The organism is Clostridium formicaceticum (genome assembly GCF_001854185.1).
GTDB classification, from domain to species: domain Bacteria; phylum Bacillota; class Clostridia; order Peptostreptococcales; family Natronincolaceae; genus Andreesenella; species Andreesenella formicacetica.
In genome coordinates this window covers 891,039-917,414 of sequence record NZ_CP017603.1, presented here as the reverse complement: position 1 = coordinate 917,414, position 26,376 = coordinate 891,039, and the positions used below count along the sequence as shown (strand labels likewise).

At 35.1% G+C, this 26,376-nt stretch carries 25 protein-coding genes; 19 read left to right on the top strand and 6 right to left on the bottom strand.

What is annotated here, in order from left to right; genetic code table 11:
* Positions 1-211: 211 nt before the first annotated feature.
* From asrC to asrA, 3 genes are read right to left on the bottom strand one after another with little or no spacing between them, the layout of a single operon-like run.
* Entirely contained in the window at positions 212-1,207 is a 996-nt protein-coding gene (gene asrC, locus BJL90_RS04355; protein ID WP_070964547.1) for a sulfite reductase subunit C, read from the bottom strand.
* 10 nt (positions 1,208-1,217) lie between these two features.
* The gene (asrB, locus tag BJL90_RS04350) at positions 1,218-2,006 is read right to left on the bottom strand and encodes an anaerobic sulfite reductase subunit AsrB (protein WP_070964544.1); all 789 of its coding nucleotides are present in this window, start codon (positions 2,004-2,006) and stop codon (positions 1,218-1,220) included.
* Entirely contained in the window at positions 2,007-3,014 is a 1,008-nt protein-coding gene (gene asrA, locus BJL90_RS04345; protein ID WP_070964542.1) for an anaerobic sulfite reductase subunit AsrA, read from the bottom strand.
* Between the two features lie 230 nt (positions 3,015-3,244).
* On the opposite strand from asrA, the gene BJL90_RS23020 reads away from it, so the two are divergent.
* Both BJL90_RS23020 and BJL90_RS04340 read left to right on the top strand, forming a co-directional pair.
* Entirely contained in the window at positions 3,245-3,367 is a 123-nt protein-coding gene (locus tag BJL90_RS23020) for a hypothetical protein (RefSeq protein ID WP_257786399.1), read from the top strand.
* Between the two features lie 18 nt (positions 3,368-3,385).
* Positions 3,386-3,718: a hypothetical protein gene (locus BJL90_RS04340; protein WP_081562212.1), complete on the top strand. Its 333-nt coding sequence runs from the start codon at positions 3,386-3,388 to the stop codon at positions 3,716-3,718.
* Positions 3,719-3,802: 84 nt separating this feature from the next.
* Here the strand turns inward: BJL90_RS04340 and BJL90_RS04335 are convergent, their stop codons facing one another.
* Complete coding sequence (locus BJL90_RS04335) at positions 3,803-5,416, bottom strand: putative manganese-dependent inorganic diphosphatase (RefSeq protein ID WP_070964539.1); 1,614 nt, start codon at positions 5,414-5,416, stop codon at positions 3,803-3,805.
* Positions 5,417-5,922: 506 nt separating this feature from the next.
* Here BJL90_RS04335 and BJL90_RS04330 point away from each other — a divergent pair.
* The 7 genes from BJL90_RS04330 to BJL90_RS04300 all read left to right on the top strand — a co-directional run bounded on the left by BJL90_RS04330 (position 5,923) and on the right by BJL90_RS04300 (position 13,681).
* Positions 5,923-8,172, top strand: a complete 2,250-nt coding sequence (locus BJL90_RS04330; RefSeq protein ID WP_236905018.1) for a methyl-accepting chemotaxis protein — start codon at positions 5,923-5,925, stop codon at positions 8,170-8,172.
* Positions 8,173-8,375: 203 nt separating this feature from the next.
* Complete coding sequence (locus BJL90_RS04325; protein ID WP_070964536.1) at positions 8,376-9,377, top strand: PstS family phosphate ABC transporter substrate-binding protein; 1,002 nt, start codon at positions 8,376-8,378, stop codon at positions 9,375-9,377.
* Between the two features lie 141 nt (positions 9,378-9,518).
* Entirely contained in the window at positions 9,519-10,445 is a 927-nt protein-coding gene (gene pstC, locus BJL90_RS04320) for a phosphate ABC transporter permease subunit PstC (protein ID WP_070964533.1), read from the top strand.
* Between the two features lie 2 nt (positions 10,446-10,447).
* Entirely contained in the window at positions 10,448-11,398 is a 951-nt protein-coding gene (gene pstA / locus BJL90_RS04315; protein ID WP_081562211.1) for a phosphate ABC transporter permease PstA, read from the top strand.
* A 16-nt stretch (positions 11,399-11,414) separates the two neighbouring features.
* Positions 11,415-12,203 (top strand): phosphate ABC transporter ATP-binding protein PstB, encoded by a 789-nt coding sequence (pstB, locus tag BJL90_RS04310; RefSeq protein ID WP_070964531.1) that lies wholly within the window; start codon positions 11,415-11,417, stop codon positions 12,201-12,203.
* A 16-nt stretch (positions 12,204-12,219) separates the two neighbouring features.
* On the top strand, positions 12,220-12,870 hold the full coding sequence (gene phoU, locus BJL90_RS04305; protein WP_070964528.1) for a phosphate signaling complex protein PhoU: 651 nt from the start codon (positions 12,220-12,222) through the stop codon (positions 12,868-12,870).
* 193 nt (positions 12,871-13,063) lie between these two features.
* Positions 13,064-13,681 (top strand): FMN-binding protein, encoded by a 618-nt coding sequence (locus BJL90_RS04300; RefSeq protein ID WP_070964525.1) that lies wholly within the window; start codon positions 13,064-13,066, stop codon positions 13,679-13,681.
* 133 nt (positions 13,682-13,814) lie between these two features.
* Here BJL90_RS04300 and nhaC read toward each other — a convergent pair whose 3' ends face one another.
* Positions 13,815-15,230 carry a Na+/H+ antiporter NhaC gene (gene nhaC, locus BJL90_RS04295; protein ID WP_335617817.1) on the bottom strand — a complete coding sequence of 472 codons (1,416 nt, stop codon included), beginning with the start codon at positions 15,228-15,230 and terminating at the stop codon, positions 13,815-13,817.
* A 225-nt stretch (positions 15,231-15,455) separates the two neighbouring features.
* Between nhaC and BJL90_RS22505 the strand changes: the two genes are divergently transcribed.
* Both BJL90_RS22505 and BJL90_RS23255 read left to right on the top strand, forming a co-directional pair.
* The gene (locus BJL90_RS22505; protein ID WP_156778701.1) at positions 15,456-15,644 is read left to right on the top strand and encodes a hypothetical protein; all 189 of its coding nucleotides are present in this window, start codon (positions 15,456-15,458) and stop codon (positions 15,642-15,644) included.
* Between the two features lie 28 nt (positions 15,645-15,672).
* Positions 15,673-15,966, top strand: coding sequence for an iron-sulfur cluster biosynthesis family protein (locus tag BJL90_RS23255; protein WP_332925432.1), 294 nt, complete (start codon positions 15,673-15,675; stop codon positions 15,964-15,966).
* Between the two features lie 50 nt (positions 15,967-16,016).
* On the opposite strand, the gene BJL90_RS22300 is transcribed toward BJL90_RS23255, so the two are convergent.
* Complete coding sequence (locus BJL90_RS22300) at positions 16,017-16,187, bottom strand: hypothetical protein (RefSeq protein WP_169824189.1); 171 nt, start codon at positions 16,185-16,187, stop codon at positions 16,017-16,019.
* 233 nt (positions 16,188-16,420) lie between these two features.
* Between BJL90_RS22300 and BJL90_RS04285 the strand changes: the two genes are divergently transcribed.
* The 8 genes from BJL90_RS04285 to BJL90_RS04250 all read left to right on the top strand — a co-directional run bounded on the left by BJL90_RS04285 (position 16,421) and on the right by BJL90_RS04250 (position 26,350).
* The gene (locus BJL90_RS04285; RefSeq protein ID WP_070964521.1) at positions 16,421-16,858 is read left to right on the top strand and encodes a MarR family winged helix-turn-helix transcriptional regulator; all 438 of its coding nucleotides are present in this window, start codon (positions 16,421-16,423) and stop codon (positions 16,856-16,858) included.
* A 190-nt stretch (positions 16,859-17,048) separates the two neighbouring features.
* Complete coding sequence (locus BJL90_RS04280) at positions 17,049-18,488, top strand: N-acetylmuramoyl-L-alanine amidase (RefSeq protein WP_070964518.1); 1,440 nt, start codon at positions 17,049-17,051, stop codon at positions 18,486-18,488.
* A gap of 165 nt (positions 18,489-18,653) precedes the next feature.
* Positions 18,654-18,959: a Veg family protein gene (locus tag BJL90_RS04275; RefSeq protein WP_472235153.1), complete on the top strand. Its 306-nt coding sequence runs from the start codon at positions 18,654-18,656 to the stop codon at positions 18,957-18,959.
* Between the two features lie 292 nt (positions 18,960-19,251).
* On the top strand, positions 19,252-20,244 hold the full coding sequence (gene argF / locus BJL90_RS04270; RefSeq protein ID WP_070964515.1) for an ornithine carbamoyltransferase: 993 nt from the start codon (positions 19,252-19,254) through the stop codon (positions 20,242-20,244).
* 281 nt (positions 20,245-20,525) lie between these two features.
* Positions 20,526-22,886, top strand: coding sequence for a YcdB/YcdC domain-containing protein (locus BJL90_RS04265; RefSeq protein ID WP_070964512.1), 2,361 nt, complete (start codon positions 20,526-20,528; stop codon positions 22,884-22,886).
* A gap of 194 nt (positions 22,887-23,080) precedes the next feature.
* The gene (locus tag BJL90_RS04260) at positions 23,081-24,655 is read left to right on the top strand and encodes a DUF3794 and LysM peptidoglycan-binding domain-containing protein (RefSeq protein WP_070964510.1); all 1,575 of its coding nucleotides are present in this window, start codon (positions 23,081-23,083) and stop codon (positions 24,653-24,655) included.
* A gap of 131 nt (positions 24,656-24,786) precedes the next feature.
* Positions 24,787-25,665 carry a 4-(cytidine 5'-diphospho)-2-C-methyl-D-erythritol kinase gene (gene ispE, locus BJL90_RS04255; RefSeq protein ID WP_070964507.1) on the top strand — a complete coding sequence of 293 codons (879 nt, stop codon included), beginning with the start codon at positions 24,787-24,789 and terminating at the stop codon, positions 25,663-25,665.
* Positions 25,658-26,350 (top strand): GntR family transcriptional regulator, encoded by a 693-nt coding sequence (locus BJL90_RS04250; RefSeq protein ID WP_070964504.1) that lies wholly within the window; start codon positions 25,658-25,660, stop codon positions 26,348-26,350. Before ispE ends, BJL90_RS04250 begins: the two co-directional genes overlap by 8 nt.
* Positions 26,351-26,376: the final 26 nt, after the last annotated feature.

Genomic DNA, 26,376 nt, shown 5'->3' with positions numbered 1-26,376 from the left:
CTGAAGATAGGGGAGAATTTAGGTTTTAAAGGATTCTTTTCTAATGCTTAAGACTACAAAAATACTTTTTGGTGGTATCTTTCAAAATAAGGGAGTTTTCAATTAAGTTTTGGAAAAGCTCTCAACAAAGTCTGATCATGGAGGAATTGAAAAGCTAGGATAAAAAGATGACGGTAGCTAAGGGGGTAAAGCTACCGTCATTTTCAAAAAATTAACCCAAATCTATATTTTTATCATACTTGTATCCGCTAAATTCTATATGTTTTGTAACTTTAGCCTTAGGGCCTAAGATTGTATCTTTAAGGGCATATTCTTCAAATACCTTATAGCCTGCCCGATCTACGATATAGCCAATATGCTCCTTGCCTAAAGGGGCTTCTTGATCAATATAAGCTTCAATAAAAGCATAAGTATTGGTAATAATCTTGATAACTGTTTCTTCATCCACCCACTGTAGGAAGGTTTCAGCTAAACGGGGATTTCTTTTTCCAGTTCTACCCATAATCACTACTCTAAAAAACTTTTCAGGATTTCTGGACCAAGCAGAAGTTGGACACTTGAGAATACATTCACCGCAGCCTAGACAGCGATTTTCATCTCTTTTTACTTTTTCGTTAATCATTTCCAATGCCCCAGTAACGCGCTTTTTGCAATTTTTAACGCAGGAGCCACAGCTAACACATCGGTGGGCATCATATACTGGTTCTACTTGACCAATGATACCAAAATCCTGCATATGCGCCTTGATACAGTCATTAGGACATCCAGTGCAGGCAATTTTCACATGACGATGATTAGGAAAAATAGCCTTCTCTATCTTAATAGCAAGGGCTGTTGTATTATAGTTAGCAAAGGGGCATACTTTGTTTCCAATACAAGCGGATACATTTCTAGTGCCGGCAGCAGGATAGCCTTTTGTAGGATGTTCAATAGAAACACCGCAGTCTAGTTCTAAACCTTTGATAATAGGGGCAATTTTTTCATTGATTTCAGAAATTTTATCGAAGCTAATACCCGGCACTTCAAAACCTTGCCGAATCGTAATATGAACAGTGCCATCGCCATACTGCTCTGCAATTTCTTTGATAATATCAAAATGTTTTACTTCTAAGTGGCCTCCTGGTACACGAATTCTTAGGGCGGTTTTTCCCCTTTCCTTTGTTACACGATAGGCGTTTTTCTTGATTTTTTTTGTATGAACAGACATAACATCCCTCCTAATCAATTAACTGCTTTGCCTTTGTATAATTAAAAACAGGACCTTCAAGGCAAACATAGGTTTCATCAATTTTGCAATGCCCACATTTTCCAATACCACAGCTCATTTTTCTTTCGAAGGATACCCATATCTTTTCTTCAGAAGTCTTCTCTAAAAAGGCCATAGCTGTAAACTTCATCATAAGAGGAGGGCCTACAATAATTACTTCAGTGTTTTTTTCTATGGAGATTTCAGGCACATACTTTGTAATAAGACCGACATTTCCCTGCCAGTTTTCTTCTTCCCCATCAATCGTTAGTAAAAGGCGAAACTTTTTGTTTTGCTGCCATTTTTTTATTTCATCTGCAAATAAGATATCTTTACTGCTTTTAAAGCCGATCAGAAGGTCTAAGTGCGCTATCATATTGGGATGATTGTGAAAGTAATTGATGATACTTTTTATAGGGGCTAGCCCTGTCCCTCCTGCTGCAAGGACAAGATGCTTTTGCTTATATTTTTCCAAATCAAAACCATTTCCATAGGGACCTCGCAAGTATAAAGGATCTCCTACCTTTAGTGTATTAAGATAATGTGTTACTTTACCAACCTTCCGAATCGTCATATCAATATAACCTTCGCCAAAATCGCTGATGGAAATAGGCGCTTCTCCTATGCCAGGAATAGAGACCTCTACAAACTGCCCACCTATGACAGGTTGATCAAAAGCCACTCGATAAGTGTAATCTATGGCTGTTTGAGGTGTAATGTCTATAATTTTATATTGCCGGGGTAGATAACAATTTTTCATCTAGTTTCCCTCCTCTAATACTTCTGTAACCTTATGAATACATTTTGAAAAGGAGATATACTCAGGGCAAGCATCATCACAACGACCACAGCCAACACACATAGAAACACCATTACGTTTATTAAAGTCATAGATTTTATGCATCGTTTTGAATCTCATGCGATCTCCATAGTTTCTTCTAAACCCATGTCCTCCTGCCATATCTGTAAAGCCGTCTACATGACATCCTGACCATACCCTTCTCCTCTCCCCTTGATGAGGATTATCTTGATACAAGATGTCTTGCATTGTCCAACAACTACAGGAAATACATGCAAAGTTACAACGACCACAGCCAATACATCTTTCACTATATTCCTTCCATAGGGGAGCCTCAAAAAGTTCAGGCGTGATTTTTTCAAGGGGTGGCAGCTTTATTTCAATTTGATTTTTTGTTATGAACTCAGGTTTAAAGTCTATTTCTGTCTTACCTTGAAAATAGCTTTGTAAATCGTTATCCTGTAGGTCTATGAGAATCTCTTCTCCGAAACGGATCGCTGCTGCATATAAGTCGGTCTTGTTAGCTTCCATAGAAACACAAAAACAATTATCAAAGCCTGTAATACACTCCATCATAAAAAATTTAACTTTATTTCGCAATTTTTCATAGTAAGTATCTCTTACAGTACCATTGTACAAAAACACTTGGTCCAGTTTCAAAACCCCATGAATATCGCAAGGTCTTAAAAAAACAAGAATTTTTTCATCATCAGTCTTTGCTTCTATGATTTCATCTTGTAGAAAATAAAACAAGGTCTGGTGAATAGGATGCAGGATTTCTTTTGGAGAAAAATGAGATTTTTCATCGAAGACAATTTCTTCAACTTTTGTAATCTCTTCATAGCGTATTGCATCCGTATCAGAGAATCTTCCCCTCCCCTTTAGTCGTACAGGGGCATAAATTTTGTAGGATTCACGCAAAGATGCTAATACTTTATTAAAAGCTTCTTTTGTCATGGTATAGCCCATTGTTTTAACCTCCTTCGTTCTAAAGAATATGTTGTAAGCTTGTTAATAAAATAACATGAAAAAGAAGGCTTTACTGTGATGACCATCACGAAGTAGTAGAAATTTTTAAAAATATTTAATATTAGGTAGACCTCTTGATACCTTTAGAAAGCAGGTAAAGTCCGATTGACAAGGCACAATTCTTTAAAAAATTAATATAATACTAATATACACTGAAAGAGGTGATAAGCTTGACGAAGGATTGTCAACGGAACTTGCTTATGGTAATTATGTTTACTTTAGCATTTCTTTTTGCTACAGGGAGGGCAGTACCACAACCAGAATTAACGCCGCCAGTTGTTATTCCAATATAGATGCATAGGAGGGATGTTATGTTTTCTTCTGAACAAATTGATGCTATGGTAACAAAGCTAAAGGCACAATTAAAAGCCGATGAAAAAAATAAAGGCCTTCAACCCTTTTCAGAAGAAGGTCGTCAAGAGAGGATCGACCTAACTCCCTCTCAAATCCTGACGATTTTAGCTCTCTTAGCCGGTACATTAGATGTGACTTCAGTTGTTTTTGATAGGGATCAACGTGTTCAAATTGTTTTATCCGGTACATTACAAAAACAAGAAGAAAATGAATTAGAAAAACTTATAGGTCATTTAGGGGCGATGCCCTTTGACCAGGTAATGAAGGCGATGTTATCGAAGTTTCGCTAGAAAGGGCACGAAGAATAGTGTAAAGAGATTAAAAAAATAGACCCCCATCAAAACGAAAAAAGGGTCTATTGAATAATTTTTAGGTTATTTTATTAAATGTATAGCCTCCAATAAGCGAGGGATGACCTGCTTTTTCCGAGAAACGATGTTTTCAACAAAAACCCCTTGGGTTCCCTCTACCTGAAAAGCCGAGGAAATAAGATGATTGTTTTTGCACTGAAATAAAATGTAAGATCCCTCCTTAAGAATATCCGTAATCAACAATAAAGTAATATCATAATTATTGTTTTTATGGGTACGATGCATAAATTCAATGAAGGAATCTTTTCTATTAAAAACATCCTCAATGTCCAAGGTAAATACTTGACTAATACCGGTTTTATAGGTTTCCAAGCTAAACTCCTTGAAGTCCTTATAAAATATCTGTTCGATGCTTTGCCCTTCTAAAGAGGTTCCTGTCTTAAACATCTCCATAGCGAAGGTGTCTATATCTAAGCGGAGAATTTTGTTTAATGCCTCTACCGCCCTTCGATCCATATCTGTTGTGGTAGGAGATTTGAAGAGTAAGGTGTCAGAAATAATACCTGCCATCAACACACCTGCGATATCCTTATCTATGGTTATGTCAGCATCTTGAAACATCCAATAGATGATGGTACAAGTACTGCCTACAGCATTGTTTCGAAAATTAATAGGCATAGAGGTAGATATATCCCCCAATTTGTGATGATCAACGATTTCTAGTATTTCCGATTCCTCTAGGCCCTCTGCGCTTTGTCGATATTCATTATGGTCTACTAAGATGGTTTTCTTTCTTTGGGGATTAAGGATATGTTTTTTATTGATAAAGCCTAAAAAGGTATTTTGGTGGTCTACAATAGGATAATTCCTAAAATGCGTATTAATAATTTCTTCTTTTATTTCCTCTAAATAGTCTTCTTCATAAAACTTAATGATATTTTTTGTTCTCATAATGGTAGATACATCATTGCATTGATTAATAATCTTTGAAACATAGTAGGTATCCATTGGAACAGAGATGATCGTAACATTTTTCTCCTGGGCCATAGCAATATATTTTTCAGGAATTACTTTACCCCCTGTCACGAGAATTAATTGTACCTTGGATGCAATAGCAGATCCAATTACATCATAGGTATCTCCTACAATAATGATATCTTTTTCCCCTAAAGAACCAGCTATTGTCTTGTAATAATAAGCAACAATAGAAATTCTGCCATCAAAGTATTCTCTATCCCCTGCTAAAACCTCTCCTTTTAGGGCATCCACAAGATTTTCCAGAGAGCTTTTTAAATGATAAAAGTCTCCTTTAATTAATCCCATAGCAATATCCTTCATACTGACAATACCTAATAATTTATTATCTTTATCTACAATAGCTACTGTTTGAAGCTGTTCCCTTTCCATTAGCTTATAAATGGAAAGGATGCAGTTGCTTCCTGAAACTCCCGTATCAAAGCTATATTGTAAATCCTTTACCTGTACCTTTACATTGTCAATGAGCTTAGGTGTGGGAAGGTTAAAATAATTTAATACATAATTCGTTTCCTTGTTGATTTCCCCTAAAATGCAAGGAAGTGTATCAAAACCTAGCTTGTTTTTTAAATGAGAAAAGGCGATTGCTGAAGCAACAGAATCGGTATCGGGGTTTTTATGACCAAAGACAAAAATAGACATAATTCATCCTCCTAGTACAATATTTTTTACAATAGATATTTATTAATTGCCTGTAAGACATAACTAGCATCTTAACCATTGATGCTATGATTCCTTTTTATAAAAAAGGTATAGGCCCCTTATATTTATGCTTTAGTCTTCCATAAATATAAAGGTATTATATCAAAATGAGAGCAGGAAACAACTAAAAACTTTTCAGGATGACCAATTATGGCTTAAGTTAACGCTAATGATAAGAATTAACAAAGAGTTAACAGAATATTAACGCTATGTTAAAATACCTATTTTATAGTTAGAGTTGGAATATATAGGTATATGCTTTTAAACCTAAATTTTAACATACAGAGTCTCTAGTTTCACCTTAGCTAAAAAACCTAGCCCTTCGTATATTAAAATGCATAGATGTATGTCTATAAGAGTAACTTTACTGAGTAAGTGATAGGACAAGAAATGTATAAGAAATCCTATGATAAAGACTTCTAAAAACGCTAACGGGGGAATTATAAATGAAGATAAAAATAGGTAACAGAAACAGTAAATTTAAAAAAGATACAAAGAAAGATATAGAAAAGTTTTTTAAAGAAAGTAAAGAAAGTATAGTAAGATTAAAACACTTTTTAATAAATACAAAATTTATCAATAAAATCAAGGAAAACAGTAGAGTTTTTGTTAACCTAAATGATTTAAAGATACATAACAAATTATTGGCGATGGTTTCTATAACTGGACTTATACCTATCATTGTACTAAGCATTTTAATTGTTAATAATGCCAGCAGTAAAATAGAAGATGAAATTTTAAAGGCAAACCAGTTATTTACTACATTAACAAAAGAAAGAATCAATGAGTATTTCTACAACAGAGAAGTGGATGGACAAACATTAGCCAAATCAAAAATCATTAGCGAGGGGATTGAAGAACTGAACCGTTTTGATAGTAGTGGGTTAGAAGAACAAAAAATAATGGATGACTTTCAAAAATATTTAGATGTCGTTTTAGAAAAACACGAATACACAGATATTTTTTTAACGAATAAGTATGGAGAGGTTATTTTCAGTAATAGGTATGAAAAAATTGATATAGCCCCTCTAGTTTTTTCTGGAGATTTTTGTGAAAAAGCAATGACAGGAAAACAAAATTGGTCAGGGGTGTTTCGTAATAGCTTTATAGGAGATAACTTAATGGTATTAACCACCCCAGTATATTCTAGAACAATTGCTAATCATCCCATTGGCACGCTAAATATAGTCTTAAATCAAAGTAAGATAAATGCCATCGTCCAAAATGGAATTGATAAACTAGGTATAACTGGGGATGCCTATCTGATAGATTTTGAAGGTCTACTACTGACAAATACGATGAAAGAACAAAACCTGCAACGAATTGCTTTAGAAGATATTCTTGAGACCGAAGCCGTAGGTATCCTGTCTGAACCAATAAAGCGTGGGGATTTAACCTTCAATCAGACAAAAACCTATAAAGGATATGAAGGAAAAGAGGTTATAGGAACTTTATCTATAGCTAAAATTGGCGACAGTTTTGTAGGTCTTATTATAGAAGTTGAAGAAGATGAAGCTTATGGTTCCATTTCAGAACTCCGTAGAAGTTTATTAGTCATCATCCTGTTTATGATAGGAATATTTACTGTACTTACCATCAAAATGGCACAATCTATAAGCAAGCCTATTAGCGAAGTAATAGGTATAACCAATGAATTAGCTGATTATAACTTAAAAAGGCACATGAGTATAGACGAAGTGAAAAGAAAAGATGAAATAGGAGACTTAGAAAGAGCAATAATAAAAATTAGAGATAATTTAAGAAATATTATTAGAGAAGTAGAAAAATCTGCTGGCAAAGTTGCATCTTCTTCAGAAGAATTAAAGATAAATTCACAACAGTCCTCTAAATCCATAGATGAGGTGGCAAAAACAATAAGTGAACTAGCCCAATGTTCATTAGAACAAGCAAAAAATGCTGAAGAGAGTTCTCAAAAATCAAAGGAATTAAACAATATCATGCTAGAAGATGTTGAAAACTTAAAACAAATGACCGAGGCTACTAATGAAGTTGGGAAGTTGGTAGAATCGGGTTTAGAAATTATCAAAATTTTGTCTAAAACAACGAAAGAATCTAGCGATGCAAATAAAAAAGTGCATTTTAATATATTAAAGTCTAATGAAAGTTCTAAAAAAATTGAAGAAGCGAGTAAGGTTATATTGACTATAGCTGATAAAACAAATTTACTTGCGTTAAATGCTGCTATAGAGGCAGCGAGAGCAGGAGAACATGGGAGAGGTTTTGCAGTAGTAGCAGATGAGATAAGAAAACTAGCAGAACAGTCTAAGGAATCTACAAAAATTATCGACCAAATAGTTAATAACTTACGTAAAGATAATGTAGAAGTAGTAGAAACCATGGAGAATTTGATGAATATCTATAAAGAACAGGTGGGCAGTGTTAATCTGACAAAAGATAAGTATATAGAAATTGCTGAGGCTATTAAAATGACAGAATATAAGGTAATGGTTTTAAATGAATCTAGCCTAAAGATGGACAAAATGAGAGTAGAAGTTGAAGATAGGATTCAGAGATTAGCTGCAGTAACTGAGGAAAACTCTTCTAACATTAAACAAGTAGCTGAGTCTATGGAGGAACAAGCTGTCTCTGTAGAGGAAATAAGTAATGCCAGTGAAGGTCTAGATGCACTAGCACAACACCTTCAAATAATCATAGGAAAGTTTACAATAGAGTAATTGTCTAAAGGCTATTTGACATACTTAAATAAATAGGTGAATTGAATCGTGAAAGACAAGTCCTTTCAATTAATTTTATGCAATAATTTTTTTACATAACATATTCTTAACAAATCATTAACACTGGGATAACAAATTGGGCAATGTTTTTAGGTATATTAGTAAATGTAGAACACATAAAAACTCGATAGGGGGATTTATTTATGTTAAAAAAACTTTTCATGTTATTATTAGTTGCAGGACTAGCTATTGTTTCCGTAGCATGCAGCGGACAAACCCAAGAAAATCCAGCAGATAATACAGTAACATCAGAGGAAAATGTTACAGAACTTAGTGGTGCAGTAATCGTTGATGGGTCAGGTACAGTTTATCCTTTAATGGCACATATTGCAGAAGAATACATGACAAAAGAACAAGGGAATGTAAGCGTACAGGTAGGTCGTGCTGGTTCCAGTGCTGGTTTCAAAAAATTCATACCAGGAGAATTGGACTTTGCTGATGCATCAAGGGCTATTAAAGATGAGGAAGCAGCTGAACTTGAAGAAAGAGGATTAAAAGTTGGTGAAGAGGTTTTAGAATTTAAACTAGCACTTGATGGATTAACCATGGTTATTAACAAAGATAACGACTGGGCAAGAGAAATGACAAAGGAAGAAGTTGTTGACATGTACCTTTCTGGAACATACAGAGAAGACGATAAAGTCCTTTGGTCTGATATAAGGTCCGACTGGCCAGCAGAAGAAGTTAAGTTTTATGGGCCAAATGAAAATCATGGCACTTACGAATTTTTCTATGAAGTGATCTTAGGAAAACAGGATATGGTTAAAACCGCTAACCTTCAACAGGAATATTCTACTTTAGTGGACTTAGTTTCAAATGATAAAAATGCCATTGCCTTCTTTGGTTTTGGTTACTATGTAAATAATCAAGATAAAATTACTGCAGTAAAAATTGACTTTGGTAATGGTTCAGTTGAACCTACTTTAGCAACAATTGGTGAAAACTTACCCTATGCTGGATTTACTCGTCCGGTATTCACATACTTAAATGCAGTATATGCAAAAGAAAAGCCACAAGTACTTGATTTTGCTAAATACGTTGTATCTCCCAATGGTGCGCAAAGGTTAGCAGGAGATAATGGCTTTGCTCCATTGCCCGCAGCGCAGTATGCTGAGTATCTTCAGCAGCTAGAAGCAATTAAATAATTGCATAACTGCACAATTCAAATAATTAAGATGGGAAGATACTATGCTTCTCATCTTAATGTTGTTTAAAATGTTTAACCATCTACTGGATACGCTATCGAGCATGCATAAATTAAACGGTTTTAGAAAGGGGCAGTTGCTGTGGGTCAAACTGTTAATGTCAAAGATATTATCAAGAAAAATGTTGAAAAAAATAAAAGCAGAAAGGTAGAAAAAATCATGCCTACTATTTTGCTTTTAGCAGCTTCTATATCTATACTGACGACGATTGGCATAGTTGCAACCTTAGTAGTTGATGCCTATAAGTTTTTTAAGGGAGTACCAATGAGAGAAATATTTAGCACAAAGTTAGCACCTTTAGCTTCTAATCCTTCTTTTGGGATGTTGCCTCTAATTAATGGAACAATTATTACTTCAATCATTGCAATGTGTGTAGCAATTCCAATAGGATTAACTACTGCAATCTATTTAAGTGAGTATGCATCAGAAAGTGGAAGGAAAGCCCTAAAACCAATAATGGAGCTTTTAGCTGGAATTCCAACAATTGTTTATGGATTCTTTGCCTATTCCTTTATAACACCTTTGTTAATGAAGATGATCCCCAATTTAGGAGCTAAAAATGCCCTTAGTCCAGGGATTGTTATGGGAATTATGATCATTCCCCTTGTTGCTTCACTTTCTGAAGATGCTATGAATGCTGTTCCTAATGCTATGAGAGAAGGCGCCTTAGCACTGGGGTCAACAAAATTAGAAGTTACATTTAAAGTTGTTGTGCCTGCAGCGATTTCAGGAATTATTGCGTCTTTTGTATTAGCAATTTCTCGTGCTATTGGTGAGACCATGATTGTAGTAATTGCCAGCGGTAGTTCTAAAAACTTTACTTTTAATATTACCCAATCAATACAAACAATGACTGCCTATATTGTAGAATTCACCAGTGGTGATGCTGGCAGCGGTACACTGGGATATTACAGTTTATATGCAGTAGGATTGATGCTTTTTGTTTTTACTCTTTTAATGAACTTATTAGCACAATATGTTTCTCGTAGATACAGGGAGGAATATTAATAATGAATTATAAAACCGAATTTTTAGAGAAAAAAATAATAAATGAGTCTAAGTATACAAAAAATTTAAAAAGCATTTCCAATGAAGGAGCAGCTCAAAGAAGAATTCAAAAACGTATTATACTAGATAAGGTAGCCAGCGTGTTTTTTTTGTTGTCAACCTTATTTGCTTTAGTAGTTTTGGGTATATTGATTTTTAGAATATGGCGGCAGAGTATTGGTTGGTTAAACGTGGGATTTTTAAAGGGTAATTTATCAATTTTTCCTGAGAAAGCAGGAATATATGGCGTTATCATTGGTTCAATACGATTAATGGGTGTTGTAACGCCAGTAACAATAGCCATAGGGGTTGCTACAGCCATTTATTTAGAAGAATATGCAAACAAAGGGAAGTTACAATCATTTATAAAAACCAACATTTCTAATTTAGCAGGTGTGCCATCAGTAATCTTTGGGCTATTAGGTTTAACTGTGTTTGGAAGATTCTTAAACTTAGGTTCCAGTATACTTGCAGGGGGTCTAACGATGTCCTTATTAGTTCTTCCTATTGTTGTTGTAGCAAGTCAAGAGGCCATAAGAGCTGTGCCTGACTTCTTAAGGGACGCCTCCTATGCCATGGGTGCTTCAAAGTGGACCACAATAAGAACCGTTGTTTTGCCAGTGGCATTACCAGGAATCATGACAGGATCTATTTTATCTCTTTCAAGGGCAATAGGGGAAACTGCCCCCCTGGTGGTGCTTGGTATTCCAACATTGATCTTGAAAGTACCCACCAATATGATGGATGACTTTACCGCATTACCAATTCAAATTTATTACTGGACACTTGATACAGTCCTCACACCTGAATATGCAAACCTTGCTGCAGCGACTATTGTAGTGTTATTAGTAATGTTATTTTTAATGAACTCAGTGGCAATTTTCATAAGAAATAGGTTTCAGAAACGATATTAAAATAGGGGGACTAACTTTGACAATTCCAATTGATAAAAATAACAAAGCCAAAAATATTGTCTATGCTATTAAAAAACTAAACCTTTGGTATGGTAATGATCAAGCCCTAAAAAATCTTGATTTAGCAATAAACGAAAATGAAGTTACGGCGATTATTGGACCGTCGGGCTGCGGAAAATCTACATTTATAAAAACACTAAACCGTATGATAGAAATGATCCCAAATGTGAGAACATCAGGCGAAATTCTTTATCGTGGAACAAATATTTTTGATAAGTCAATTAGCGTAGAAGAATTGAGGACCAAGGTGGGAATGGTATTTCAGAAACCTAATCCCTTTCCAAAATCAATCTATGAAAATGTTGTATATGGACCTAAAATTCATGGCATTCATAATAAAAAGCAACTTATGGAGATTGCAGAAATAAGCTTAAAAAGTGCTGCTCTATGGGATGAGGTGAAGGATCGCTTACATGACAATGCCTATGGTCTATCAGGTGGGCAACAACAAAGACTTTGCATTGCTAGATGCCTTGCAATTCAACCAGACGTGCTGTTAATGGATGAACCAACCTCTGCTTTAGATCCTATTGCTACTACTAGAATAGAAGAATTGATAGAAGAGCTAAAGGAAAATTATACAATCGTTATTGTTACCCACTCAATGCATCAAGCAGGACGTATTTCTGATAAAACAGCCTTTTTCTTATCAGGAGAGGTAATTGAGTTTGGGAGGACAACAGAAATTTTCTCTAACCCAAAAGACAAACGAACAGAAGATTATATAACAGGACGGTTTGGTTAAAACAAGGAGGAATTTTATGAGAAATCGTTATGTAAATCAGTTAAAGGATCTAAATGTACAATTGCTAAAAATGGGGGCTATGGTACAGAATATTATTGAAACAGCAGTTCAAGGATTGGCAAAACAAGATTTAGAAATGGCTAGGAAGGTTTATGAACTAGACGATGCTATAGATGAACTAGAATTAGAGATTGAACAGGAATGTATGTGCCTATTTGCTTTACAACAGCCGATAGCCAGAGACTTAAGAGTAATAGGAACGATACTAAAGATTATTACAGATTTAGAACGGATGGGAGACTATGCGGTAAATATCGCTAAGGTTACTTTGGATATTGGAGATGAAAGGCTAATAAAGCCCTTGATCGATATTCCTAAGATGGCTATGTTAACGGAAGATATGGTAAAGAAAAGTTTAGATGCCTTTATGAAGGAGGATATTGAACTGGCAGAGGAAGTGGCCTATGATGATGAAGCAGTGGATCAATTATATGAGAACATCTATATGGAACTGATCAATATGATGATAGAGAAGCCAGAAACCATACAGCAGGCAACCCACTTACTGTTTGTAGGAAGATACTTGGAGCGCATTGCAGATCATGCTACCAATATTGGTGAAAGAATTATCTATATGGCAACCGGTAAACGAGTAAAAATAAACTAAAAATTTTACAAAATATAGTAGATGTAGGAAAAAATTACTTCCTACATCTATATTTTTTGTAAAAAAGGGTAAATAATAGAATAGCCATAATGATCATTATGCTATCGACAATAATTGTTAATTAAAAAACATTTTAAAAAAGAAAAAAATATGTTATGATAGTAGATATAATAACAAACAGGAGGTGTATTGGATGTCAAAACAACAAAAAATCGCGATGGTCATACTTCCATTACTAGCAATTGCTATATTATTTGGCGTGAATACTGTTTTTGGCGGTCCAGAAAGTCAGTTTTTAGAAGGTACAGCAGAAGGATATGCTGGGGAGATTAAAGTAAGGGTAGAGGTAGCAGAGGGAGAAATACTAGCAGTTGAAATTCTTGAAATCAACGATACCCCAGGTTTAGGTGATAATGCAGCAAGAAAGATTGCAGATAGCATTGTGGAGGTTCAGTCAGCAGAGGTAGAGGTTGTGTCTGGTGCTACTATGTCTAGTAAGGGAACCATCAATGCTGTAAAAGATGCTTTAGCGAAGGCTCCAGCAACCTATCCTAATGGTTCACATGAAGGTATAGGACAAGGCTATAATGGCGATATTAAGGTTCAAGTAAATGTAGTTAGCGGAAAGATTCAGTCTATAGATATTGTAGAAATTAATGATACCCCAGGGTTAGGAGACAATGCTGCAGATACGATTGTAGAGCGTATTATTGAAGCACAATCGACAGAAGTAGATGTTGTTTCCAGTGCTACGTCTTCAAGTAGGGGAACCATAGAAGCTGTTAGAAATGCATTAGGAATAGAAGAGTAGTGGGCAAGTGAGATGTGAGACACAGCTGACTTAAAGAATACTTATTCATATTTAAAAATAAAACCTTGGAAGTTTAAGGTTTTATTTTTTTATTAAAAAAAGGGAAACCCAGAAGGGTCGCCCTAAAAAAGTCTTATTCAGATACTAATGATTTCTTTTCGGTTTCATCGAGTTTTGTAATACTAAATCCAAGATAGCCGTAAATAATTGCTATGATAGGATTTAAAATATTTAAGAAGGCATAAGGTGCATAAGCAAGTGGATGAATCCCCAAAGTTCTCCACATATAAGCACCACAAGTGTTCCAAGGAACCAAAGGTGAAGTGATCGTACCAGCGTCCTCTAATGTCCTAGATAGAACCTTAGGATGAATACCTCTTTTTGCATAGATTGCCTTATACATTCTACCAGGAATGACTAAAGATAAATATTGCTCTCCAGTCAATAGGTTAACAGCAATTCCAGTCAATACAGTAGATAAAATCAAAGAACCTGTGTTGTTGGCTAACTTCATAATGGCTTCACCAATAGCATTTAGCATACCCGTTTTCTCTAATATACCACCAAAGGATAAGGCGATTAAAATCAAGGAAACGGTCCACATCATGTCATCTAAACCACCACGACTTAATAAATCGTCTACGATCTCAATCCCTGATTCCATAACAAATCCATAATGGGCTGCATCGATGAGATCACCTAATCCAGCGCCTTGAAAAATTGCAGCAAAGATAGCACCTACCAATGTACCACTAATTAATCCCGGTAGTGCTGGAACCTTCAGCATAACGATAATAATAACAAAAACAGGTGGTATTAATAATACTGGTGAAATCATGAAGGTATCCTTCATTGTAGATAACATTAACTGAATGTTGTGCATATCTAACTCACGCCCAGCATATCGGGCGCCAATAATACCATAAAGAATAAGAGCAATAACTAAACTAGGAATGGTTGTATAAAACATATGTTTGATGTGGTCAAATAAATCGGCACCTGCCATAGCGGGAGCTAAATTTGTTGTATCAGAAAGCGGTGACATCTTGTCCCCAAAGTAAGCACCAGAAATAATGGCACCAGCTACGATAGGGGCAGGAATGTCTAAACCATGACCAACACCTAGAAGAGCAATACCTACTGTACCAGCAGTTGTCCAAGAACTTCCTGTAGCCACGGAAACAATAGAACAAATGAGCGTAGTTGCCACAAGGAAAATCCCTGGCGATAATAATTGTAATCCATAGTAAATCATTGTAGGTACAGTACCGCTTAAAATCCAAGTACCAATTAAGGCACCAATTACCATCAAAATTAAACTGGCCTGCATCCCCATTTTAATGCTATCAATCATACCTTTTTCTAATTCATTCCAAGTATAACCCAACTGGTAAACCGATACAAGGGCTGCAACAATGATAGCAAGAATAAGTGGAATATGAGGATCAGCTTCAAATTTAATAATAGATACAGATAATATACCAATTAGAAAAGCAATAGGAATTAGTGCATGCTTTAGCGTCGCTTGTTTTTTAGGTTTCATACTCATAAATTCTCCTCCTTATTAAAAAATTTTAAGACAAATAGCGTATTCTATCACTTTCATACCATTATTTTTTATCCTAATCACCTCTTTCTTAAGAACGACATAGCTTTGTACCATCATATCATAAAGTATCAGAAAATTCAAATGAATACTTCGCAGTGTTTCTTTGCCTATAAGGCAATATAGAATCGTATCAAAGTTTTGATGAGTTATTCTTATGAGATTACGATGATAAAAAATGCACAGTCATACAAAAGTGATAGAAGAAAGAACACCCTTCCTTCAGAGATAAAGCTAAATATGTCACAAAAACCATTATACTGGAAAATGAATAATAATTCAAACGCTTTATTTCATGTAAATATTGACTTTTTCGGTATTTCTGCATATAATAACATATACACCCCCCTTCTATAGGGGTACAAATTGTAAAGGAGTGAAAGTGATGGGAATTACAGTAACCCAGGCAGCAAAAGAGGAAATAGCGAGACGTAATGAAACGAATAAAGCTATACGTATATTTATCAGTGGTATCGGCTGAGGCGGACCTAAGTTTGGCGTGTCTCTGGAGGAGGCAAAGGATGCAGACATAATAAAGCATGTGGAGGGAATACAATTTATTGTTGATCAGCAATTAGAGCAGCAGCTTATGCAAAAAGATTTAGTACTAGACTATATAAAAAATTGGTTTACAAAAAAATTTGTTATAACACAAAGATATAGCAGTGGGTGCTGTTAATCCAGTAGTGTAAAAACAACTAACCCCTTTTTTATATTTAAAAAAAGGGGTTAGTTGTTTTCCGTAAGGGCAAGGGTAAAGGTAGAGCCATCCTCTAATATTTTTAGAATCTGTAATTCGCTTGCTCTAGAATAAAAAATTTCTATAAAACAGTTACTGCAAAAATAGCGAGATTTGCTGAGTTTTCCTGTGTTTTCATTGCCACAAATAGGGCATCGCATGATATCCCTCCTAAAATTTTATTGAATACTGTATATTGTATAATTTTTAGTTTATAAAAATATATAGAAAGCTAATGTTTTGACAAAATTCATATACCTTCACTTATATATTATACCCGATTGGAAATACTTTGACAAGCAAATATTTTCAAAAACAAACTATTTCAACTTGAAACTATGGGGATAATAATTATATAATAAATAACATACACAAAAAGAAAGGTTGATGAAGGTTGAAAAAGCAACAAACCCCTCAAATGCTTCAAAATTTTTTTATTTCTTTTGGCAGTTGGATGAAGTATCAGTATAAAAATATTAGAAATCAAGAGGGTTTAACCTTAGCTCAATTTCAAGCATTATTTATTATTGAAGGTTTTGGCCTTTGCAATATGTCTAACCTTAGCGAAGCCATTGAGGTGAGTAAGGGCACTATGACCTGTATGTTAAATAAATTAGTGGAGGATGGCTATGTAGAAAGAAGTAGTTCCTCTAAAGATCGTAGAAATGTTTATGTGAGTTTGACAGAATTAGGAAACAAAAAAGTAAATCAAATAAAAAGTAAACTATTAGATGCTATTGATGAAAAGCTAAATGAGCTGGAGGAGAACAAAAAGGAGGATATCTATAAAGCTTTAGAGGTTTTAATCAATACCTTTCAAGAAAAAAAGTAATTAAATTTAGATGATACAATGATAAAAACCTACCCACTTTTTATCTGGAAAATATAATAACTCCTATATGCAATAGAAGTTGGATTTATGCACAAGGAATTGTTTTTTTTCATATTATATACTACAGTAATAGATTCCTAATAAAGGAATGAAAATCTGTAGGATTCAAAAGAATAAGGGGGTAAAGGAGTTGAAGCAGGTAGGTGAGATCATATATATTAACTTATACAATCCGTATGAAAAAAAAATAATATCAAAGTCGCTGGAGGAGCTGGTTAAAGAGTTGGTGGCTTGGAGTATGCCGCTAACTTTTCATATAGAGGCCCTAAAAAGTCAAAGTATTATTATGCGAACAAGAATCGCTAAAGGACTTAAGGTTTTTGGCGGCAGTGGCGTCAAGGATGTACCAGAAGCAGACCTATCTCTCGATACGTTTGAAGGAATTATAGCATTAGAGGACTATCGCCAAGTTTGGGGAGAAGAATATGAAAGAAATATAAACATTTTGAAAAAGGTGATAGATGATACAAAAGATATCATTATTTTTTTTAATGATAAGCCTATTGATGCAAGATTTCATACGGTTTGTGGTGGTGCCACAGAAAATAGTGAGAATGTGGACGGAAATATTGTTCAATATCTACGAAAAGTATTATGTAGTTACTGTGAAAAAACACCTTATTCGTTAAACTATAGAGATTTATCTATTAAGGATATAGAGGAAAGATTAGGTGTTCAGTTTGCTAAAGAAAATGTAGTGAAAAATATGGAAATAGAAAATATGTTTTACGATATTGTACGGGATGAACAGGGCAGAGTGATAAAGCTAAAAATAGCTGGAAAAGAATTTGAAGGAAAACAGTTGATGGAATTGTTACACTTGAACTCTACTCGTGTTAGTTGGAGACCAGAAAAAATTCGTTTTTTTACTAGGGGTAAGGGAGATGGCGTGGGACTCTGTCAATATGGAGCAAATCAAATGGCGAAGGAAGGGAAAAAGGCAGAAGAAATTTTAAAATATTATTATACAGGCATTGTGTTGAAAAATATCGAAATAAGAGACATAAAAAAGCCGCTTAAAGGTAAAACTATAGTTATTGATGCTGCCCATGGTGGAGAAAAGGGAGAAGACAACGTAGGTGCCTCAGGGTTAAGAGAAAAAGACGTCAACCTAGAGATTTGTCAACATTTACGAGAGCGTCTTCAAGAGCTAGGGGCAGAAGTATATATCACCAGGGAAAAAGATCAGTATATTCCTCTTACCCAAAGAGCTGCTATGGTTAACAAAATTTCACCTCATTTTTTTATTACCATTCATCAAAACTATTTTAAATATCCCTCCATTTCTGGTACAGAGGTTTATTATTACAGAGGTGATAAGGAGGCCAGAAGGTTAGCAAAGGAGATTGTAGAAGAAATTTCAGAAAAGTTAGGGACTGTAAATAGAGGAGTAAAAACCGCTGAGTTTTTTTTACTGAGGGATGTAAAGGTAAGTTCTCTTCATATAGAGGTAGCCTATCTATCAAATCCTGAAGAAGAAAAGTTATTGATGAAGGAAGCCTTTAAAAGGAAGGCTGCATTGGCTATAGCTAATGGAATTGTTAAGTATTATGGATACGCCATAGAATAGCGTATCCGTTTAGTATAAAATTGAAGAAATAAAAGGTATTCTCTTCATTACTAGAGAAAAGTTTTCTTTTTGCTATAAATATAGAAAAAAGATTTATTGACAACTTAGGACAAAACATTGTATAATATTTTATTAAAGTGTTTGACAACCTTCTGTAATTATGGTATGATATATGTTGTTAGAGATGTGAAAGAAGGTGATGGTTTGGCAGATAAAAATACCTTAAATGAAATTAGAAAGAATATCGAAGGCTACGTAGGACAAAAAGTAACCCTGAAGGCCAATAAAGGGCGAAAAAGAACAATGATTCGAGAAGGCGTTTTAGAAAATACCTATCCTAGTATATTTATAGTGAAGATTAATGGAGGTTATGATTCTGTTAGAAGAGTCTCCTATAGTTATTCAGATATTCTTACTGAGGCAGTTGAAGTCACCATAAGTAAAGACAATCATCAAATAAAAGTTAGTTAATATAGACCACCTATTAGGTGGTTTATTATTTTTTTGTTGCTCATGAAGTCTTTATAACTTATGATAGAGATAAAGCTTCTGATTGATAAAATTTTATATAAGGTCTTGTTATTCTAGAAGCTTCAAATCGATGCAGTAGGAATCTTCCACGTCTGAACGTGGTGGGTACCTTCAAGAAATGAGAGATAGAAATAACAAAAATTGAAGATTTTATAGTAGTAAGGGAATACTTATAACAAAATTATAGGCATTAGCTTAATGATAACAAAATAAAAATGAGGAGGAATTATTGATGCCAGTAAATTTAAAAGGAAGAAGCTTGCTAACGCTAAAGGATTTTACCCCACAGGAGATTCACTACTTACTTAACTTAGCAAAGGACCTAAAAGCTAAGAAAAGAATGGGCATTCAAGGAAATTTGTTAGTGGGAAAGAATATTGTATTATTATTTGAAAAGACCTCTACAAGAACCAGATGTGCATTTGAGGTAGCCGCCTTCGACGAAGGAGCACATGTGACCTTTTTAGGAGCCAATGACTCTCAAATAAGCAAAAAAGAATCTATAGAAGATACAGCAAAAGTGTTAGGGAGATACTATGATGGTATTGAATTTAGAGGTTATAAACAAGAAACAGTGGAGTTATTAGCAACACATTCTGGTGTACCAGTATGGAATGGATTAACCGACCTTTATCATCCCACACAAATATTAGCAGACTTATTAACGATTACAGAACATGTACATAAACCTTTAAACAAGGTGAAATTTGCCTATATTGGTGATGCAAGAAACAATATGGGTAACTCTTTAATGATTGGTGCGGCGAAGCTGGGGATGGACTTTAGGGCAGTAGCCCCGAAAGAACTGTTCCCAGGGGAGGCGTTAGTTGCTGAAATGCAGGAAGTAGCAAAGGAAACAGGAGCGAAAATTACTTTGACAGAAGATGTTGCGGAAGGCGTCAAGGATGCGGATGTTATCTATACCGATGTATGGGTGTCTATGGGGGAAGAAGACCAATTTGAAGCCAGAATTAAGCAGTTATCTGCTTATCAAGTCAATATGGACATGATAAGAAAAACAGGAAATCCTGATGTGATTTTTATGCATTGCTTACCTTCCTTTCATGACTTAGAAACAAAAATTGGGGTTGAAATCTATGAGAAGTTTGGTTTAAAGGAAATGGAAGTTACTGATGAAGTTTTTAGAAGTAAACACTCTGTTGTTTTTGATGAAGCAGAAAATAGAATGCATACAATCAAAGCAGTGATGGTGGCAACTTTATAATCATCATAATAAGCAACCACAAAAATAGGACAAACTTTACTGTCCTGTTTTTTATGCTAAAAATTTCAAACTTTATCCTTCGGTGTATTGTTAAGGCCTCTGCTTTTAGGAGAACAAGCTAAGTGACTAACACCAAATCAAAGATTTGGGTTATCTACTTATGCAAGCGGGAGATCAAGTGCTACATTCTCAAAATAAATTCGGCTAATTGAAACTTTTTTATGATGGATGCGTCTAATAATTAAGGAAAATATTGCATAAAATGGAAAGGATGTGTTTTCATGGTATTGAAAAAAACCTTGAGTGGTTTCATTGTGGGGGGGTTACTGATTTCTCAGGCTGGATTTACTTTTGCTGCGCCTCAAACTGTAACGGTAACAGAAGTAGCCACAACCTCTGCTGCAGCTGTTTCTTATGAGATGTCGGAGAAAGGATCTGCCTCTCAAGATGCTCACTTGACAGAGGAAGAAGTACTACATCTAGCAAAAAGTTATATAAAGCGGTTTTTTCATGTAGATGTAGAAGAAGAACAAAACCTTCAGATAAACGTAAACTATCGTGAAGATTGGCGTAGAAGTGATAAGTATGTGTGGGAAGTTAGATTTATACAGCAGGGAAGAAATCAATATCTTCATCTTCAAGTTACGATTAATGATGAAGATAAAGAACTGGTGGAGCTAAGAAAGCATCAAGATCATAGGGGACAAGGAAATTATGTTGCGCAATACACGAGAGAAGAAGCAGAAGAAATTGCCTATAGATTTTTATTAGATACCAGTAAGCATCTTCTTGATCAGTTAATTTTAGAGGACGACACCAACAATATGCAGTATGTCTTTGCAGATAACGGTAGCGGTCTAACTCCTACAGAATATAATATTTATTATCCTAGACAAAAAGATGGCGTACCGGTGATGAATGATGGCATACAAATAGGGGTTAATAGCGGTAGCGGAGAAGTGACCTCCTATAGATTGAATTGGAATGAAGAGACGCTACCAAAGAAAACAGCAATCATTACAGAAGAGAAGGCTAGAGAAGTATTTAAAGAAAATCTAGATGTTTACCTGAGTTATTTACCTGTGAGGGATACAAATAAACAGTATGCAGATGTAGTAAAAGAGGTGAAGTTTGTTTACTTTCCACACTATGAGGGTGGTAGATGGGTGGATGCTGTTACTGGAGAAATGGTAAATTATCCAGGAAATCCTAGTATGGAAGCGAAAAAAATGAATGTATCAGAAAAGGACAAAGGGATTTTTGAAAACTTGACATCTAAGAAGAAAGTTCGCAGCGAGGAAATGAGTAAGGAAGAGGTTTCTAGCTTAGCTAGTAATGTTTTAGAAAAGATTTACGGTAATGAAAATTTTAAAATTGAAAATATGAATTATAGCACTAATGTCATTTATGGAGATGGAAATAAAAGAAAAGTATGGAATGTGCAATTTCAGTTGAAGGAAGATGTCTACAACAATGGTCATTTAACGATAGATGCTAAAACAGAAGAAATTCTCCAGTTTAATTATTATAATTGGAGAATGCGGGAAATGATGATGGCAGAAGAAAGCTTTAAGCCTACTGTAGCATGGGAAGATGCCTATTATAAAGCGATAGAAGTGCTAAAGAATTTGTATCCTGAAAGGATAAAAAGCCTTGAACTAGAACAAACTTATCAAGAATCTATTCATTATTATAATGACCACAAAGTGATTGATCCAGAATATTATTTTAATTTCACACGAAAAGAAAAGAATATTCCCTATTTAAACAACTACATAATAGTGACCATTGATAGTACTACGGGAGATCTACAAGGGATACAGTATAGATGGGATGATGTCACCTTGCCGCAACCTAAAAATTTACTAGACAAGGAAGAAGCACTGGATTTATTTGCGCAGCAGTCAGAAGCTAAGCTCTCCTATGTACAATTAGGAGAAGCCAAAAATCAGAAAGAAGATCAAATAAAGTTGGTTTATAGTAATAGTCCTAAAAATTCCATGCTATATAGCTATCTAGATGCACATACAGGAAAGTTTTTAGACTGGAATGGTCAAGAAGCTAAGGCAAAGGAGAGGAAAGTAATTACCTTAGCGGAAAAATTGCAAAACCACTGGGGAGAGCGAGAACTGAAAATCATGGCGGCCAATGGTGTGATAGATTTAGAAAAATTTGATTTACAGGACCAAGTGACAAAAAATGATATTGTGAAAATGATGGTGGCAGCTATGGGATATTGGTATTATCCTGTAGAAGAAGTAGAAGAATTGAAATTTACCGATATTTCCACCGATGAAGAAGCTTATCAACATCTACAGGTAGCAGTCCAATATAAATTCATAGATAACAAGAAAGAAGCTTTTCGAGGGGAAGAGCCTGTATCTAAAGAAGAATTTGCAGCAATGTTGATAAAGACAACACCGCTAGAAAAAGCAGCTGCAATAAAAGAGATTTATAAGCTTCCAGTAAAGGATGCTGATGAAGTAGATCCTGAAAAACTAGGTGCTGTGGCATTAGCTTACGGGATGGATATCTTAAGAAAAGAAGGTGACGCTTATCAGCCGCACGAAAATGTAACTTTAGATCAAGCGGCAGTGGGAATTTATCGCATCTTCAAGCTATTTGGCAGGAGAGATTGGTAAATTTAGCCTGAAAAGAAGTGAAAAATATTATTTTTCACTTCTTTTTTTTATCAACCAAACGTATATATAGTAGAGAAAAATTTTATGGACAGAAGCTAAAATTGACAAACTTTCTAACATATTTTATCGAAAGGCAAATAAGATATAATAAGCGTTCTATTTAAATTTAATGATATATGAGGGGGGAAAATAAGATGGCGATTGAGCTTATGAAGGATTTGCTAAAAATAGACCAATTAGTAGGCGAAAATACTGTTCAAGCCATTATAGAAGGGGATATACTAGCTCCTGATACAAAGCCAGATATTTCAAGGGTAGTTGCAGTGGATGGCAACATCCAAGTGACAAAGCAAGAAGTACAAGAAAATAAAATTCTTGTAGAGGGAAGAGTTCAATTCAAGGTGTTGTATGCCTCTGAAAAGGGAGAGGCCCCACTATATGGTATTGATAGCAGTACAGATTTCAAGCAAAATATAGAACTAGAGGGTTTAACCCCTCAGATGAAAAGTGAAGTAACAGCAGAAATTGAACACATAGACTTCACGTTAAACAATGAAAGAAAGATTGGTGTAAAGGCAGTCATCAATATAGAAGGTAAAGGAAAACAAGAGGGCCATATAGAAATAACCAAGGATTTAGAGGGTATGGAGGATATTGAAATATTGAAGGAAACCCTACAGTATACAGATATCATTGGTAGCAATAGTTCAGATACACTAGTAAAGGATGCTTTTGAACTTGAGAGAAACTTACCAGAAATAAAAGAAGTATTAAAATGGCATGCAATCCCCATTGAAAAGGAAACCAAAATTACTGATGGCAAAGTCATTGTGGGGGGGAATGTCTTACTAGAAGTATTGTATATAGGAGAAGGAGAGGAAAACTCCTTAAGCATTGTTAAAAAAGAAATTCCTTTTACCCACTTTATTGAAGTTCCTGAAGCCTATAGTGACATGGAATATAAGCTAAAAATGAAAGTAGATGAGGTATATACTGATATTAAAGAAAATGTAGAAGATGAGCGGCGAATTTTAGAAGTAGAAGGCATTGTCAATATAGAGGCAGTGGTAATGGAAAATCAAAAAAGAGAAGTCGTTGTGGATGCCTATTCCCCCACAAAAGCGCTAAACTTGGAAAAAAGCAAGTTACAGCTAAAAGAGCACTTAGGAATCCATCGTTCCCAGGTACTTTTAAGAGAAACGTTGGAACTTCCTTCCAATCATCCTCCTATGGCGCAGGTTTTTTCTATCAATGCAAAGCCTATTACAACTGATTATAGTGTAATGGAGAATAAGATTATGTTGGAAGGGGTATTGGAAACTACAGTAATTTATACCTCAGAAGAGGGTTTACAACCCATCTATAGTTATATGCAGGAAATTCCCTTCAGACACCATGTGGAAATTGAAGGACTAAAGGGCAACATGGATGCAGATGTGGAATTAGTAGTACAGGACTTAGATTATAGCATTATAAATGAAGAGCAAATAGAAGTAAAAATGAACATTGGTAGTGCTTGTCAAGCTTATTGTATAAAAAGTATTGATGTAGTAACAGATGTAGAAGAATTGGAGGAGACGGTAGATGTTACCAAGCAACCAAGTTTAACCATTTATTTCTTTCAAGAAGGAGATTCTTTATGGAAAATAGCTAAGAAATATAACACTACTGTGCAGCATATTATGGAGAGTAACGAAATAGAAAATCCTGAAGATATCAAGGCAGGGGATGAAATTATCATAGAAAAAGTATATAGTTTTAAGTTTTAAAATTAGGCCGCAGCTTTCCTTCTGCGGTTTTTATTTTTGCAAAAAAGAATTTATTCTAAAAAATTTGCAGGAAATACTGTATATAATATATAATATATACATAGTTAGTATACATGAAGGAGTTTATTCCTATGAATAAAATACAATTAAAATCCAGAGCAAAGATTAATCTATCCTTAGATGTACTAGGTAAAAGGCCAGATGGATACCATGAAGTACAAATGATTATGCAGCAGATTGACCTTTATGATATCGTCACCTTGATGGACAAAAGAGATACAGAGACGATTGAAATTATCACCGATTGTGAGTACATTCCTAGAAGCAATGGAAATATAGCTTACAAGGCAGCTGAGTTATTACGAGACCATTTTCATATCTCTCGAGGATTAGAAATCCATATTGATAAACGTATACCTGTAGCCGCAGGACTAGCAGGGGGAAGTGCTAACGCTGCAGCCGTATTGATGGGATTAAATAAACTTTGGGAGTTAAATCTTTCTACCGAAGAGCTGATGAAATTTGGTGTAAAGATAGGGGCAGATGTACCATTTTGTATTCAAGGGGGAGCCGCTGTGGCAGAGGGTATTGGCGAAAAATTGACAACAATAAAGGGTTTAAAAAATGTATGGATGGTGATTGCAAAACCTTCGATTTCTGTCTCAACAGCAGAGGTATATAGTCGACTAGATCTGTCAAAAATAACAAATAAGCCCAAACTTTCAACACTCCTTCAGGCATTAAAAGACGAAGATTTGTATACATTATGCAAAAATATGGTTAACGTTTTGGAAACGATAACAGAAAAAAGACATCCAATGATTAAAGAACTCAAGAAAAAAATGGTAGAATATCATGCTTTGGGAAGTATGATGTCTGGCAGTGGGCCAACAGTATTTGGCATTTTTAAAAAATATGAAAAGGCAAAGGCAGCTTATGAAAATTTAAAAGTTATTAACAAGCAGACTTATTTAGTACAAAGTTATAGTAAGGGGTATGGAGATGAATAGTTTAGGAAAACTAAAAATTGAAAATTATAAGCCTTTAAGAGAACTTGTATTTCAGCATTTGAGAGAAGCTATCTTGGAGGGAAAGCTGGAACCTGGGAGACGATTGATGGAAATGCAGTTGGCGGAGGAACTAGGGGTTAGCAGGACACCAGTAAGAGAAGCTATTAGAAAACTAGAACTAGAAGGTTTGGTCATGATGGTACCCAGAAAAGGTGCTTATGTTGCGGATGTATCTGTAAGAGATGTTATGGAGGTATTGGAGATCAGAGGGGCGCTAGAGGGATTGGCAGCTTCTTTAGCAGCAGAGCGTATGACGGATGAGCAAATAGAGATGTTAAGGGCGACAGCGCAACAGTTTAAAGAATACCACCTGGAGCAAGATACGCAGGGAATGATAGAAAAGGATATTGAATTCCATGAGATTATTTTTTTGGCTACAAGGAATCAAAAACTCTATCAAGTGTCTCAGAGCCTAAGGGAACAAATCTATCGTTTCCGTGTGAAGTATATTTCTGAGTATAGTAAGTCTGATCAACTGGTGACGGAGCATGATAGGATTTTGCAAGCCATTGCGGAAAGGGAACCAGAAAAAGCCTATATCTATGGCATGGAGCATATCGCTAGTTTGGCAAATCATATGATGGAGCAGGTGTGGCCTGCTGGAAAAAGGAAGCAAAGAAACTAAAGGTTACAACGCTAGGAGGCGTGAGC